The sequence below is a fragment of the Edwardsiella anguillarum ET080813 genome (assembly GCF_000264765.2).
GTDB classification, from domain to species: Bacteria; Pseudomonadota; Gammaproteobacteria; order Enterobacterales; family Enterobacteriaceae; genus Edwardsiella; species Edwardsiella anguillarum.
Window position 1 is genome coordinate 1,057,518 of sequence record NZ_CP006664.1, and the last position, 14,266, is coordinate 1,071,783.

Annotated in this window: 12 protein-coding genes; 3 read left to right on the forward strand and 9 right to left on the reverse strand. The window is 62.3% G+C overall.

The genetic code is table 11. The features are described from left to right. Position 1 precedes the first annotated feature (1 nt). The 5 genes from ispF to rppH all read right to left on the reverse strand — a co-directional run bounded on the left by ispF (position 2) and on the right by rppH (position 4,483). The gene (ispF, locus tag ETEE_RS04855) at positions 2-475 is read right to left on the reverse strand and encodes a 2-C-methyl-D-erythritol 2,4-cyclodiphosphate synthase (protein ID WP_034164642.1); all 474 of its coding nucleotides are present in this window, start codon (positions 473-475) and stop codon (positions 2-4) included. 3 nt (positions 476-478) lie between these two features. After that, a complete protein-coding gene (ispD, locus tag ETEE_RS04860; RefSeq protein WP_034164740.1) occupies positions 479-1,210 on the reverse strand; it encodes a 2-C-methyl-D-erythritol 4-phosphate cytidylyltransferase in 732 nt (243 codons plus the stop codon). A gap of 53 nt (positions 1,211-1,263) precedes the next feature. After that, complete coding sequence (gene ftsB / locus ETEE_RS04865; RefSeq protein ID WP_034164643.1) at positions 1,264-1,608, reverse strand: cell division protein FtsB; 345 nt, start codon at positions 1,606-1,608, stop codon at positions 1,264-1,266. Positions 1,609-1,690: 82 nt separating this feature from the next. Continuing rightward, the gene (ptsP, locus tag ETEE_RS04870; RefSeq protein ID WP_034164644.1) at positions 1,691-3,937 is read right to left on the reverse strand and encodes a phosphoenolpyruvate--protein phosphotransferase; all 2,247 of its coding nucleotides are present in this window, start codon (positions 3,935-3,937) and stop codon (positions 1,691-1,693) included. Positions 3,938-3,949: 12 nt separating this feature from the next. Next, complete coding sequence (rppH, locus tag ETEE_RS04875; RefSeq protein WP_034164645.1) at positions 3,950-4,483, reverse strand: RNA pyrophosphohydrolase; 534 nt, start codon at positions 4,481-4,483, stop codon at positions 3,950-3,952. Between the two features lie 686 nt (positions 4,484-5,169). Between rppH and mutH the strand changes: the two genes are divergently transcribed. Next, on the forward strand, positions 5,170-5,859 hold the full coding sequence (gene mutH / locus ETEE_RS04880) for a DNA mismatch repair endonuclease MutH (RefSeq protein ID WP_034164646.1): 690 nt from the start codon (positions 5,170-5,172) through the stop codon (positions 5,857-5,859). Positions 5,860-5,946: 87 nt separating this feature from the next. Further along, entirely contained in the window at positions 5,947-6,663 is a 717-nt protein-coding gene (locus tag ETEE_RS04885; protein WP_034164648.1) for a TerC family protein, read from the forward strand. Between the two features lie 74 nt (positions 6,664-6,737). Here the strand turns inward: ETEE_RS04885 and ETEE_RS04890 are convergent, their stop codons facing one another. The 4 genes from ETEE_RS04890 to aas all read right to left on the reverse strand — a co-directional run bounded on the left by ETEE_RS04890 (position 6,738) and on the right by aas (position 12,628). Then, positions 6,738-7,580 carry a hypothetical protein gene (locus tag ETEE_RS04890; RefSeq protein WP_034164649.1) on the reverse strand — a complete coding sequence of 281 codons (843 nt, stop codon included), beginning with the start codon at positions 7,578-7,580 and terminating at the stop codon, positions 6,738-6,740. A gap of 142 nt (positions 7,581-7,722) precedes the next feature. Further along, positions 7,723-9,165 (reverse strand): alkaline phosphatase, encoded by a 1,443-nt coding sequence (phoA, locus tag ETEE_RS04895; RefSeq protein WP_034164650.1) that lies wholly within the window; start codon positions 9,163-9,165, stop codon positions 7,723-7,725. 120 nt (positions 9,166-9,285) lie between these two features. Beyond that, positions 9,286-10,476, reverse strand: a complete 1,191-nt coding sequence (lplT, locus tag ETEE_RS04900) for a lysophospholipid transporter LplT (RefSeq protein WP_034164651.1) — start codon at positions 10,474-10,476, stop codon at positions 9,286-9,288. Then, a complete protein-coding gene (gene aas, locus ETEE_RS04905) occupies positions 10,469-12,628 on the reverse strand; it encodes a bifunctional acyl-ACP--phospholipid O-acyltransferase/long-chain-fatty-acid--ACP ligase (protein WP_034164652.1) in 2,160 nt (719 codons plus the stop codon). The genes lplT and aas overlap by 8 nt, the downstream gene beginning before the upstream one ends. Before the next feature lie 595 nt (positions 12,629-13,223). On the opposite strand from aas, the gene galR reads away from it, so the two are divergent. Further along, positions 13,224-14,231: an HTH-type transcriptional regulator GalR gene (gene galR, locus ETEE_RS04910; protein WP_034164653.1), complete on the forward strand. Its 1,008-nt coding sequence runs from the start codon at positions 13,224-13,226 to the stop codon at positions 14,229-14,231. The last annotated feature ends 35 nt before the right edge of the window (positions 14,232-14,266 follow it).

Here is a 14,266-nt window from a genome sequence, read left to right on the forward strand (position 1 = left end):
ATCACTCCTTGACCAGCAGGGCCACCGCCTCGCAGGCGATCCCCTCGCCGCGCCCGGTAAAACCCAGCTTTTCAGTGGTGGTCGCCTTCACGTTGACATCATCGATCGGGCACTGCAAATCCTCAGCCAGAAACACCCGCATCTGCGGGATGTGCGGTGCCATTTTCGGCGCCTGGGCGATCAGGGTAATGTCCAAATTCCCCAGACGGTAGCCCCTGGCGCGAATGCGACGGTACGCCTCACGCAGCAGCGCGCGGCTGTCCGCCCCCTTATAGGCGGGATCCGTATCCGGGAACAGCTTGCCGATATCCCCCAGGGCTGCCGCCCCCAGCAGGGCATCAGTCGCCGCATGCAGGGCGACATCGCCATCGGAATGGGCCAGCAGCCCCTGTGGATGCGCGATGCGCACGCCGCCGATAATCAGCGGCCCTTCGCCGCCGAAGCGGTGAACGTCAAAACCGTGACCAACTCTCATCGGTTATTGCTCCTGTGAGTGCGTCATAGAGGCATGGCGCGCCAGATAGAACTCTGCCAGCGCCAAATCCTCTGGACGGGTAACTTTAATATTATCCGAACGCCCGTTGACCAAGCGTGGATGGTAGCCGCAGTGCTCCAGCGCCGAGGCCTCATCGGTCACCGTCGCCCCCTCGTTCAGGGCGCGCTGCAGGCACTGGATCAGCAGCGCACGGGGAAACAGCTGCGGCGTCAGCGCATGCCACAGATCCTGACGCGCCACCGTATGGGCGATCCGCGGGAGACCGGCCTCGGCCCGCTTCATCGTGTCACAGACCGGCGTCGCCAGTATCGCCCCCTGATGCGCTGCGTCCACGCAGGCCACCAGTTGCGCCAGATCGTCGGGCCGCAGGCAGGGGCGCGCCGCATCGTGCACCAGGACCCAGTCGGCATCGGCGGCGGCCAGCAGCGCGGCCAGCACCGACTCGGCGCGGCTCACGCCGCCCGTAACACGGCTCACCCGCCGATCCGCCGCCAGCGGCAGCGCGTCAAAACACCTGTCCTGCGGGTGCAGCGCAACTATCGCCCGGCGCACCGACGGGTGGGCGAACAGCGCCGTCACGGCATGCTCCAGAATGGTCTTGCCATTCAGCGTAAGATATTGCTTGGGGGTAGCGCTTTGCATCCGGCTGCCGATCCCGGCGGCCGGTACAATGGCGACAATGGACGGTTCGTTAACGGAGTCGTTGTCGTTCATCGGTGAATTATCGTTATCGGATATGAAGGCATGGCGCGGGCCATGCAAAGAAGTCAGTGACTCGCCGTCACTGACGGGTAGGACGCGGCTGGCTGGGAGGCCGTTCCCGCCGTACGGCGTTTGTTCTGATCGGGCACCAGGCGGTAGAAGGTCTCGCCCGGTTTAATCATCCCCAGCTCATTGCGCGCGCGCTCTTCGATCGCCTCTTGCCCGCCGTTAAGATCGTCGATCTCGGCAAACAATTGATCGTTGCGCGATTTCAGCTTGGCATTATTCGCCAGCTGCGTCGCAACATCCTGCTTCACCCGCATATAGTCATGGACGCCGTTTTTGCCGACCCACAGCGAATACTGCAGCCAGCCCAACAGCACCACCAATAATAGCGTCAGTTTACCCATTCACGCCCCCTGAAAAACCGCCCAATCATCCCATAACTTCCGTCAGGACTCCATCATGACGGCAAAATTCCCCGGACGCGCCCTACATCCCGCCTCGGATCAGACCGCCGACGCCGCGCCGCTCCAAAAACGAGGCGGTGAGGTGACGCACCTCGGTCGATGAATGGGTCGCCACCATACGGGCGGCCAGCCCTTCGACATCTTGCAGATCCAGGTGACGCAGCAGATACTTGATACGCGGCACGCTGTGGCCGTTCATGCTCAGCTGACGAAATCCCAGCCCCACCAGCAGCAGTGCGCCCATCGGATCGCCGGCCATCTCGCCGCAAACGCTGACCGGCAGCCCCAACTCGGCGCACTCGCGCACCACCTGCTGCAGCAGGCGCAGCATCGCCGGGTGTAGGCCATCATACAGCGCCGCCACTCGGGTATTGTTGCGATCCACCGCCAGCAGATACTGGGTCAAATCGTTGGTGCCGACCGAAATAAAGTCGACCCGTGAGGCCAGCCCCGACAGCATAAAGGCCAACGCCGGCACCTCCAGCATCACCCCGATACGCGGACGCGGCAGAGCATAGCCCAGCATCTCCTCGACCTCCCTCCCGGCACGATCGATCAGGCGACGCGCCTCATCCACCTCGGCCAGGGTGGTCACCATCGGCAGCAGGATCCCCAGGTTGCCGCTGGCCGCATTGGCGCGCAGCATGGCGCGCACCTGCACCAGAAAGATCTCCGGCTGATCGAGGGTGATCCGCAGCCCACGCCAGCCCAGGCTGGGGTTCTCCTCGCTGATCGGCATATAGGGCAGCTGCTTGTCGGCGCCGATATCTAGGGTGCGCAGCACCACCGGCTTCGCCGGGTTGATCTGCAGCATGCCCTGATACTGTGCGACCTGCTCCTCCTCTGACGGGAAGCCGCTCTGCAGCATAAAGGGAATTTCGGTACGGTACAGTCCTACGCCGTCGACGCAGGCCTCCAGACGCTGCTCATGCTCCGCGCTCAGGCCGGCGTTCAGCAGCACGGCGATCCGTTCGCCACTGCGCAGCTGCGCCGGGCGATCCGACTCAGCCTCTGTCTTACGGCTCAGCGCCTGCTCTTCGCTGATCAGGCGCTGGTACTCCTGCACCAACACCGGCTCCGGCTCAACCAGCACCTCTCCGCGGTAGCCGTCGATGATCAGCAGCCGCTCATGGAGCAGCGCAGGGCGAATATCGGCCCCCATCACCGTCGGTACACCCATCGCGCGCAGGATGATCGCCGCGTGGGAGTTCGAAGCGCCGTCGCGCACCACCACCCCCAGCAGACAGGACTGCGGGATCTCCGCCAGCAGAGTCGGCGTCAGCTCATCGGCCACCAGAATAAAGCGCTCCGGCCACGGCGCCGGACCGATGGCGTTATCATCAAGATGGAACAGCAGACGCTGCCCGAGCGCGCGCAAATCGCTGGCGCGGTCGCGCATATAGCTGTCCTGCAGGCTGGCAAACTGGTCTGCAAAGTGCTCGGTGACCTGCTTCACGGCCCATTCGGCTACCGCGCCGCCGTCGACGTGACGCATCAGCTCGCGCTTCAGACGCGGATCGTTGAGCAGGTGGGAGTAGAGATCGAAGATCGCCGCGCTCTCTTTCTGGGCGCTGGCGCCAAAGCGCTTGCTGTAGCGGCGAAACTCGCTGGCCGCCTCCTCCAGCGCCCGCGCCAGCCGCTCGCGTTCGCTGTCGGTATCCAGCGTGGAGGCCTCATAGACATGCTCCAGCGCCGGCTGGCTGATATCCATCCATCCCTTGGCCACCGCGACGCCGGGCGCCGCGGCGATGGCGCGCAGACGATTCTGGCGCAGGCGGCCAAACAGGCTGTTAAGCTGGGTTTGCGACAGGATCCCGGCCAGCTGGGTCGCCAGGGTCACCAGAAAGGACTCTTCGACCTCATCAAACTGACGGGACGCACGCTGCTGTATGACCAGCACCCCCAGCAGCTGACGGCGATAGATCATCGGCACGCCCAGGAATGCGCGGTAGCACTCCTCGCGCACCTGCGGCAGGTATTTAAAGCTGGGATGGCTAGGCGCATCCGCCAGGTTCACCGGCTCCGCCAGACGGCCCACCAGGCCGACGATCCCTTCGTCGAAAGAGAGCGCCACCACGCGGCCGCGCGGCTTTTGCAGACCGCGAGTCGCCATCAGGTAGTAGCACTGACGATCGTTGTCGGCCAGGTAAACCGAGCAGACCTCCGTCTCCATCGCCCGACAGGTTTCGTCCACCAGCACATTCAACGCGTCATTCAGGCTGGCGGCCGCGGCCACCTTCTCCACGATCTCGCGCAGGCGTGTAAGCATGATTACTGCCACTTAACCTCTTTTACGGCGATAGCCGGGAGACGAACGCCCCCCCTGGGCTACGCTCTCCTGCAATGACATGACAACGGATGAGAACTCCTTCATCACCCGGCGGTAAACATCGCGCTTAAACGACACTACCTGACGCACCGGATACCAATAGCTGACCCAGCGCCAGCCATCAAACTCCGGCGTATTACTGCGCTGCATATTGATCTCCGCCTCACTGCACTGCAGCTGCAGTAAAAACCAGCGCTGCTTTTGGCCGATACACACCGGCTTGGTATCCCAACGCACCAAACGTTTAGGTAATTTATAGCGTAACCAGTTGCGGGTAGAAGCCAGAATTTTCACATCCTTACGTCCCAGCCCCACCTCTTCAAACAGTTCGCGGTACATCGCCTGCTCGGCGGTCTCCCCGGCGTTGATCCCGCCCTGCGGGAACTGCCAGGAGTTTTGCCCATAGCGGCGTGCCCACAGCACCTGCCCCTGCCGGTTACAGATTACAATACCTACGTTCGGGCGGTAGCCATCATCATCGATCACCAGACTACCTCAATAGCAAAATCGCAAGATGACATGATTGTTTCACACTCGCACCAAGCGGTAAACCATTGGCTCAACGTCGGGATTTCTCGCGCGGGCGCCGCATGATTTCGGGATAACTCACAGATAAATGCAAAGTTATAAACACACACCCGATGGCGAGGCGGCTTTTATTCACTTTTTCTGTGGATATATTTGTGTAGAACTGTCTGGAAAGAGGGGTAAAACTTATCACCACCGCGACAACCACCCTGTACCACCAAAAAACATTTCAATATCTTTCAATTAATTAATCAACAATTCCACACTGTGCACACGATAAAAATGTGATCCATGCACGCTTAGGATCCCGCGCTGTCTAAAGATCGCGCAACGCCGATTTTATCCACAACATATCCGCAAAACTTGCACACTGCGGCAGCAATTTCGCAAAAAACAGCGTCCGTCAAGGCTGTAAATCAAACCAGTGCCCGCCGATAAAACGGGTTATCCAAAATATCTGTGGATAAATAGGTGTAAGATCCTGTTCATTGTCAGTGGCTAGTGGTGCACAATAGCAGATCCCGGCCCGGTGTGGGGAGCGCGTTATAAAAAATTTCATTATGAATCATAATATTATTTATAGCCTGCGCCGCTGCCGCCCGAGCTGTTGATAAGCCCTAAATGAGCGTACATTTTTTGACCAGATGATAAACGAACCGTTTCCCCCTCACTCGCCGCCGGCGGATCGTCAGGCGCTGCTGCAGCGCGCCCTGCGTCTGGCCGGATATACCTATACCGAGCTGGCCGCGCTGGCCGGCCTGACCCTACCGCGCGATCTGCGACGCGATAAGGGCTGGGTCGGCCTGCTGCTGGAGCGCTGCCTCGGCGCCTGCTCGGGCAGTAAGGCGCAGCAGGACTTCCCTGCGCTGGGCGTCGAACTGAAGAGCATCCCTATCGATGCCCAGGGACGGCCCCTGGAGACTACCTTTGTCTGCGTGGCTCCGCTGACGGGAAATACCGGGTTGACCTGGGAACACTGCCATCTGCGCCACAAGCTGCAGTGCGTACTGTGGATCCCGGTGGAGGGGGAGCGCCAGATCCCGCTGGCGGAGCGCCGGGTCGGCGCCCCGCTGCTGTGGACCCCCTCTGCACAGGAGGAGCTGGCGCTGCGGCGAGATTGGGAAGAGCTGATGGATCTGATCGTACTGGGGCGGGTTGAGTCGATCACCGCCCGCCACGGCGAGGTACTGCAGCTGCGCCCCAAGGCGGCCAACAGCCGGGCTCTGACCGAAGGCATCGGCCAGCGCGGCGAGCCGATAATGACCCTGCCGCGCGGCTTCTATCTGAAAAAGAACTTCACGGCGGCGCTGCTGGCCCGCCACTTTCTGCTGTAAATTCTGTTTTACGCCCCGCGGGCGCTGCGCAGCGGGACACTCTCGGTGTATAATTCCCGTTTATGATTTGTTTAGGTATTTATCTCTATGTTTGCGTGGATTGCCGATCCTAACGCCTGGCTGGCGCTGGGGACCTTAACGATTCTGGAAATCGTTTTGGGCATCGATAACATCATCTTCCTCTCCCTGGTAGTGGCTAAGCTGCCCAAGAAACAGCAAAACAAAGCGCGCCGCATCGGCCTGCTGGCCGCCATGGGGATGCGCCTGTGCCTGCTGGCCTCGATCGCCTGGGTAGCCCACCTGGTGCATCCGCTGTTCAACCTATTGGGCCACGCGGTCTCCGCCCGCGATCTGATCCTGCTGCTCGGCGGACTGTTCCTGATCTATAAGGCCAGTAAAGAGGTGCACGAGACCATCGAGGGCAGCAACGATAATCATGCGACCCACGTGCACTCTTTTATGGGGGCCATCGTGCAAATCATGATGCTGGATATCATCTTTAGCCTGGACTCCGTGATCACCGCCATTGGCCTGTCCGATCACCTGTTCATCATGATGGCGGCGGTGATCATCGCCGTGGGCGTGATGATGTTCGCCGCCCGACCGATCGGCGAGTTTGTCGCCCGCCATCCGTCGGTCAAGATGCTGGCGCTGGCCTTCCTGATCCTGGTGGGCTTCACCCTGATCCTGGAAAGCTTTGCGGTACACGTCCCCAAAGGCTACATCTACTTCGCCATGTTCTTCTCCATGGCGGTGGAAAGCCTCAATCTGGTCCGTAGCAAAAAGGCCAGCGACGGCGAATAAGCCACGCGGCGCCAACGACAGAGGGGGCGTAAACGCCCCCTCTGCTTATCCCAGCGATTCCCCGCCCGTACGACTCACTCCACGCAGTCCCTGCGATTCAGCATCAGAATACGCTCCTCCTGATGCACCCGGTAGACATACATCACCTTCATGCCGAACTGACGCACGCCGCGCTCGTGGCAGTGTTGGAGGAAGTCGGTCAGGGCGTGACGGCGCAGAGATGCCTCGCTGGCCCCCTCTCCCTCCAGACGCACGCGATAGACAAACACCAGCGTGCGTCCCTCCAGGCGCACCCGCCGCAGCCAAATCCCCGGGGCATTCGGCGTTTCGGCAATCGTCAGGTGCTGATAGCGTCCCAGCATCTGGCGGCGATACTCGATCCACAGCAGTGGATTCTCCCGCTTTTTCTCCAGCCAGCGCAGGGCAAAACCGCTGCTGAAGCAGCTTAGCAGCAGCGCCAGCAGCATCAATACCAGCACCGGCCGCCAGCCGCGCCGTGCCAGCCACAGCGGCCGCACCGCACCGCGCGCCTGACGTTGGCGCTGCGTCGTCGCGATCGCACCAAACAGGAAAAACAGGACGAACAGGAAGCTGATCGCCAGATTAAAGGCGGTTCCCCGTAAAAACAGATACAGCAGCAGCGCATTAAACCCAATCAGCAGCGCCCAGGCGCAGGTGCGCGGAAAACGCAGCATCCCCAGCAGCAGCAACAGGGTCACCGGCCCCAGATAGACCCCGGCCAGCATATAGGTGCGCTCTTTAAAATCACCGGGGAACATCAGCACCATCATTAGCGTCAGCAGGGCGCTGCTGGCCGCCGCCATGACGCCGCACAGCTGATAAAAGCGTAGATGTTCACCCGGCTCAGCATCGGTGTCGTCGTCCGCACCGGGCGAAACAGGATGTTTTATGAACATATTTAATTAGAGGTGTAAATAAATGCACATAAAACATACCATAAGAATAATAAATAGTTCACTGATACTTTTATCCGTGATCCGGGATAAAAAAAACGGCCCGGCTGGCAATAGCCCCCGGGCCGCCGATCTCGGTCACGGCTTAAGGGGCGCTCTTCAGTCCCAGCGCATCGCGCAGGGTAAAGAACAGATCGGTCTGATCCGTCAGGCCGACCACGTTGGCCCCGTGGGGACCGTAGGCGGCGATGCGCAGCTGAGAGCCGGTATGCTCCTGGCTATCCGCCTCCTCGGCGGTGCCGTAGCTGATGGTCATCGGTACCCCATCCTGGGTGATCAGCGTCTGCGTCAGCCCCGGCGCCTTGGCATCGTTGGGGATGATCTGGCTGGTGTGGGCGTGGTCGGCCGTGACCACCACCAGGGTGTTGCCATCGCGGCGGGCAAACGCCAGCGCCTTCTGCACCGCCTCGTCCAGATCGACCGTCTCGCCAAACTGACCGCACGGATTGGCGGCGTGATCCTGCTTATCGATCGACGCCCCCTCAACCTGCAGGAAAAAGCCGTTGGGATTCTTGCTCAGCAGCGAGATGGCCTTATCGGTCATCTGCGCCAGGCTCGGCTGGCTGTCGCTGCGCTGCGGATTCGGCTGGCAGGTCACCGGCGCCTGACGGTTGCCATGTCGCGTGGCCTTGGGCCCCAGCCAGCGCACCGGCATGTTGCCCTCGGCGAACAGGCCCAGCAAAGGACGCCGATCGTCCGCCTCCGTGACAGCGTTCATCTCATCCAGATTGCTGACGATGTGGTAGCCCTGCGCCTGCGCCTGCTGGCGCAGGTTTTTTCCCTTAAACGCCCCCGAGCTCACCGTCTGCGTAAAGGTCTTCGCCCCGCCGCCCAGCGTCACATCGGCACGCGCCTTCAGCATCTGCTCGGTGATCGATCCGGCGCCGCCGTTATCCAGCGCATTCTCCGGGCATTTCTCCAGGGTCTGCTGCGGGCCATAGCATTTGCGCCCACTGACGTGGGCGAACATCGCCGCTGGCGTGGCGTCCTGCAGCTCTGCGGTCGAGACGTTTCCGGTGGCCTTGCCCGCCGCGCGCGCCAGCTCCAGTAGCGTCGGATGCGGCTTACCCGTCACATCGATGCCCAAGGCGCCGTTATAGGTCTTTACCCCGCTGCTCCAGGCGGTCGCCGAGGCCGCCGAGTCGGTGACATAGTTCGGTCGGTGGGTTTGGCGATCCAGCGAATAGTGCGTGTACTGCCCGGTCAGCGGCAGGGCATCGATGCCGCGCAGCATTCCGCCCGCGCCGGCCGCATAATTACGGGCGGCGGTGATCTCCGCATCGCCCATGCCATCACCGATCAGTAAGATCACGTTCTTGGCCGGACGGGCGCTCAGCGACGCCTGCAGCGCCGCGGTCTGATCGCCGAGCAGGCGGCGGGCGCCTCCCCGCTGGGTGATATCGCCGCGCGCGGCGCGTTCGGTAAGCACCTGCTCTGCGCTCGGCGCGGAGGGCGCGGCCTGCAGCGGCAGGGCCAAGCTAAGAGAAAGCATCAGCAGAGAAAGGGAAAAAGGGGGATGGCTTGCCATGATAAGACTCCGTGTCCAAGAGGAAAATCGATCAACTAATGAATGAGTTGGCACGAAGTATAAGGAGAGATAATGTCGGTTAGGTGACACTCCGGTGAAGGCGGAATGACAGGCGGCGCCTCAGCGCCGCCCCCAGCGCCAGACCGCGACGATCGCCAGGGCAAACAGCAGGCCAAAACCCGCGCCGGTCGCCACCACCGGCACCCCGCAGCGAATCGCGGCGGAATAGCACGCCAGCATCAGCAGCATGGCCCCATTCTCTCCCAGATTCTGCACCGCGATAGCGTGGCCGGCGCCGACGCTTTCACGCCCGCGCTGCTGCAGCAGCGCGTTGAGCGGAACCACGAAAAAGCCGCCGCACACCCCGACCAGCAGCAGCAGCGGGTAGGAGAGCGCCAGGCTGTGCTGCAGGGAGAACAGCAGCACCAGCAGGCCGATCAGGATCCCCGCGGGCATGCAGCGCTGCGCCGTGCTCAGGGTGACCAGCCGCCCCGCCGCCGCCGCGCCGATCACGATGCCGATGGCCACCATGGCGTTCAGCAGCGTCGGGGTGGTGTTATCCGCGATGCCGAGCACCGTCGGCACCCACAGCACCAACAGAAAGCGCAGGGTCACCCCGGCGCCCCAGAAGAGGCTGGTTCCCACCAGCGAAAAGCGGGCCTGCGGATGACGCCACAGGGTGCGACAGGCCGCGCTAAACTCCGCCAGCATCGCGCCCGGCCGGCACGCCTCAATCCGGCGCGCCGGCGCGAGGCGCGGAATATACAGGTTGGCGATCAGCGCCGCGCCATAGATCAGCGCGCAGATAGCCAGCGCCGCGCTGACGTGCCAGTCGGCCAACATGCCGCCGGCGACCGACCCCGCGAGGATCGCCGCGATCGTCGACGCCTCCAGGACGCCGTTGGCCTTCACCAGGCGACCGCCGTCCGTCAGTTCGCCCAGGATCCCATACTTGGCCGGAGAGTAGGCCGCCGCGCCAATCCCGACCAGGGTATAGCCGACAAAGGGGTTCACCCCGAGGCAGATCAGCAGCGCCCCCAGCAGCTTGAGGGCGTTAGCCCCCATCATCACCCGCCCTTTGGCAAAGCCGTCGGCCAGGTGTCCGACAAAGGGGGCAAACGCGATATAGGCCGCGACAAAAGCCATCTGCAGCGCCGGCTGACTCCACTGCGGGAAATGCAGCCCCTTCAGCAGCGCCAGCGTCACAAACAGCAGGGCATTGTCGCCAAACGCAGAGAAAAACTGCGCCACAACAACCGCTCGCATTCCCCGTCCGCTCCCGCCGACGGCGGCGCGCTGTGTCTCATCCATCCACGCTATCCTCAGACTCCGCCATACGGCGTAGCGTCACAAAATCCACCTTGCCGCTGCCCAACAGCGGCAGGGCCTTCAGGTAGCGAATATCCCGCGCCACCGCCAGCTCAGGGGCGCCGCTGGCGCGAGCCGCCGCCAGCAGCTGCTCCCGTCCCAGTTCGGCATCGGTGGTAAACAGCACCAGCGCCTCCCCCTTGAGCCGATCGCTTCGCGCGCTGGCGGCATGCTCGCCCTGCGGCGACGCTGTGCGCGCCAGCAGTTCAACCCGCTCCAGCGATACCATTTCGCCGGCCAGTTTGGCAAACCGCTTGAGACGTCCAATAATCGTACAGTAGCCCTGTGCGTCCAGCGTCACAATATCACCGGTATCGTACCAGCCCGCCGCCATCTCACCCTGTGCGTTCGCCGCCGCAGGCGGCACCAGAACCCCCGGCGCCTCGACCCGCAGGTAACCTTTCATAATATTGGAGCCACGCAGCTGCAGGCAGCCGCCCTGCGCGATCCCCGCCACCGGGATCAGCCGCGCCTCCATTCCCGGTAGAATACGGCCGACGCTGCCGGTGCGGGTCGCCATCGGCACATTGATCGCCACCACCGGCGCACACTCGGTCACCCCGTATCCCTCCAGAATACGGATGCCAAACTTCTCAAACCACAGCCGGGCCGTCTCCGGCGCTAGCTTCTCTGCGCCGGCAACCACATAGCGCAGACGGGCAAAGTCATAGGGATGAGCGAAGCGCGCGTAGTGCCCCAGGAACGTCGATGTAGCGAACAGCACGGTGCAGTTCCGGTCATACACCATCTCCGGCACCATGCGGTAGTGCAGCGGGCTGGGGTACAGAAAGACCCAGCTACCGCACAGCAGCGGCGTCAGCAGCCCCACCGTCAGCCCGAAGGCGTGAAACAGCGGCAGCGCCGACATAAAGCGATCGCGCGGAGTAAAGTCCGCTACGCAGCGGATCTGCTCCACGTTGGCCAACAGGCTACGGTGAGTGTGTACCACCCCTTTGGGTGCGCCCTCTGAACCGGAGGTAAACAGGATCAGCGCCGCATCGTCAGGCTGGCGCGGCAGCATCGCACCCGCTGGACGCCACAGGCGCCACAACACCCAGAGCTTATCCCGCCACCCTAGCGTATCCCGCAGATCCTCCAGATAGATCCAGCGTGCGCCGTCCACCTGCTGCGGTAGCTGCTCCAGATGCGCCTTCTGCAAAAATTGCCGCGAGGTGACCACGGTCTCGATCCCGGCGGCCAGCAGGGCGTTGCGCAGCCCGGCAGCGCCGGCGGTGTAGTTCAGCATCGCCGGTACCCGATTGCGCAGCGTCGCCCCCAGGATTGCCGCCGCCGTGACGGTGGCGTTGGGCAGCAGCATACCGACGTGCTCATCCTCGCGGGTAAAGCGCTGCAGGATCCGGCTGACGGCGAGGCTCTTTTTCAACAGCCCGCGGTAGCTGTCCTCACGCAGGTTAATGTCGTCGATAGCCCGGCTGCCCGCCCCATAGCGCCGCATCGCCGCCAGATAGGCGGCAAACAGCGTGGTCATCGGCTGTGCGTCCAGACGCGCGCGCATCATAATGTCGCGCAGGCGTTCACCGGCCAGCAGGCGCCGCTCGCGCGCCCGCGCGGCCTGCGGCATCGCCAGATGCGTCACCGGCAGCAGATGAAGGGAGAGCGGCGGCAGCAGGCGCAGGCGGAACAGCCCCTTCAGACGGCCAAAATGGCTGAACTCAGCGCCCTCGATGCGCACCGGCAGCAGGGCTGCGCCGGAGCGGGCCGCCACAAACGCCGCGCCGTCATAGACCTTCATCAGCGAACCGGTCACGGTGATACGTCCCTCAGGAAAGATCACCACCGGCCTTCCCTGCTCAACCAGGCGAATCAAGCGCTTGATCGCCATCGGCTTGCGCGGATCCAGGGCGACGATATCGACAAAGCGCCCGACTAGGCGCATCAGCCAGCTATCGGCTATCGAACTGTAGACGGCAAACACCGGCCGGACCGGCAGATACAGCGTCAGCAGAACGCCATCCAAGAAGGAGACGTGGTTGGGAACGATTAACAGCTTCGGGTGATCGAAGCGCTGATCGAAGCCGGTCAAACGAAGACGGAACAGCGTTTTCAGCAGCGCGCCGATGAATCGGTACAGCATGGACATCTCCCTATGTGCGACAGGATAGCGCGGCTAGCATACTACCCCATGCCAGAAGCGCCGCAAACTGCGCAGGCGGGAATATCTGCGCCCCGGCACGGACGGGCGCGGCGGGCAAAAAAAAAACCTACGCATCTGCGTAGGTCGGTGTAAGCGTTGGTCGGCTTTCCGGCGGGAAAACCAGAACATCACCAATCAATACCTCTGGGACAATCAGTGTAGGAAAATAATGGCCGACGCCGCCATGAATAATTCGCAAGCTAACCATTCAAAATGAAACAGAGTGTAATCAGGGAGAAAATGAGGCAAAAAAAAACCTACGCATCCGCGTAGGTCGGTGTAATTTTGTTGGCTTCAGCAACTGAAAACTGAACTCTCACCAATCAATACCTCTGGGACATTCAGCATACGGGGCATCCCCGCTCTCCATGAAGTCCCGAATGGCAACATTCGACTGCAAAATGTAACCAGCGGTGTACTTTGTTGTTTTTCGCACATATTAGGGGCCCAAACGCCCATCCCCGGCTTGCAGGCGCGGCGCTTTTCCGCAACACTGGTGTAAACGTTTACGGTTTGCAGTTGGACATACAAGAATATGGCTACGATCAAAGATGTTGCCAGGCTTGCCGGCGTATCGGTAGCCACCGTCTCCCGGGTTATCAATAACTCTCCCAAGGCCAGCGAAGTCTCGCGCGCAGCGGTGCACGCCGCCATGGCGCAGCTGCGCTATCACCCCAACGCCAACGCGCGGGCGCTGGCTCAGCAGTCGACGGAGACCCTGGGGCTGGTGGTCTGCGATGTCTCCGACCCGTTCTTTGGTGCCATGGTCAAGGCGGTCGAGCAGGTGGCCTATGCCACCGGCAACTTTCTGCTGATCGGCAATGGATACCATGAACAGCACAAGGAGCGGCAGGCCATCGAACAGCTGATCCGCCACCGCTGCGCGGCGCTGGTGGTCCACGCCAAAATGATCCCCGACGATGAGCTGGCGGCGCTGATGCAGCAGATCCCCGGCATGGTGCTGATCAACCGAACGCTACCTGGCTATGAGCTGCGCTGTGTGGCGCTGGACGACCGCCACGGCGGCTGGCTGGCGACGCGTCATCTGATCCAGCAGGGGCACCGCCGCATCGCCTGCATCTGTTCCAACCATGCGATCTCCGACGCCCACGACCGCCTGCAGGGGTATCTGGAGGCCATGCGCCAGCACGATCTGCCGATCGATGAACGGCTGATCGTCCATGCCTCGCCCGATGAGCTCGGCGGCGAGCAGGCGATGACCGAACTGCTGGGGCACGGGCGTAAATTCAGCGCGGTCACCTGCTATAACGATCCCATGGCCGCCGGCGCGCTATCGGTGCTGAATGACAACGGCATTGAGGTGCCGGGCGCGGTCTCCCTGATCGGCTTTGACGACGTGCTGATCTCACGCTACCTGCGCCCGCGTCTGACCACCATCCGCTATCCGGTAGTGGCCATGGCGACTCAGGCGGCGGAGCTGGCGCTGGCGCTGGCCGCGGGGAAAACGCCGCCGGAAACCACCAACGTGTTCAGTCCCACGCTGGTATGCCGCCATTCCGTCTCTCCCCTGCGAGCGCTGTGATACACTGCTGCACGTCATCGCCGTCAGCCAAGGGA

What these genes read in the sequence shown, in the direction of transcription:
- ispD (WP_034164740.1), bottom strand. Translation starts at nt 1,210, where the DNA reads ATGAACGACAACGACTCCGTTAACGAACCGTCCATTGTCGCCATTGTA.
- phoA (WP_034164650.1), bottom strand. Translation starts at nt 9,165, where the DNA reads ATGGCAAGCCATCCCCCTTTTTCCCTTTCTCTGCTGATGCTTTCTCTT.
- ptsP (WP_034164644.1), bottom strand. Translation starts at nt 3,937, where the DNA reads ATGCTTACACGCCTGCGCGAGATCGTGGAGAAGGTGGCCGCGGCCGCC.
- ftsB (WP_034164643.1), bottom strand. Translation starts at nt 1,608, where the DNA reads ATGGGTAAACTGACGCTATTATTGGTGGTGCTGTTGGGCTGGCTGCAG.
- ispF (WP_034164642.1), bottom strand. Translation starts at nt 475, where the DNA reads ATGAGAGTTGGTCACGGTTTTGACGTTCACCGCTTCGGCGGCGAAGGG.
- mutH (WP_034164646.1), top strand. Translation starts at nt 5,170, where the DNA reads ATGATAAACGAACCGTTTCCCCCTCACTCGCCGCCGGCGGATCGTCAG.
- lplT (WP_034164651.1), bottom strand. Translation starts at nt 10,476, where the DNA reads ATGGATGAGACACAGCGCGCCGCCGTCGGCGGGAGCGGACGGGGAATG.
- ETEE_RS04885 (WP_034164648.1), top strand. Translation starts at nt 5,947, where the DNA reads ATGTTTGCGTGGATTGCCGATCCTAACGCCTGGCTGGCGCTGGGGACC.
- galR (WP_034164653.1), top strand. Translation starts at nt 13,224, where the DNA reads ATGGCTACGATCAAAGATGTTGCCAGGCTTGCCGGCGTATCGGTAGCC.
- aas (WP_034164652.1), bottom strand. Translation starts at nt 12,628, where the DNA reads ATGCTGTACCGATTCATCGGCGCGCTGCTGAAAACGCTGTTCCGTCTT.
- ETEE_RS04890 (WP_034164649.1), bottom strand. Translation starts at nt 7,580, where the DNA reads ATGTTCATAAAACATCCTGTTTCGCCCGGTGCGGACGACGACACCGAT.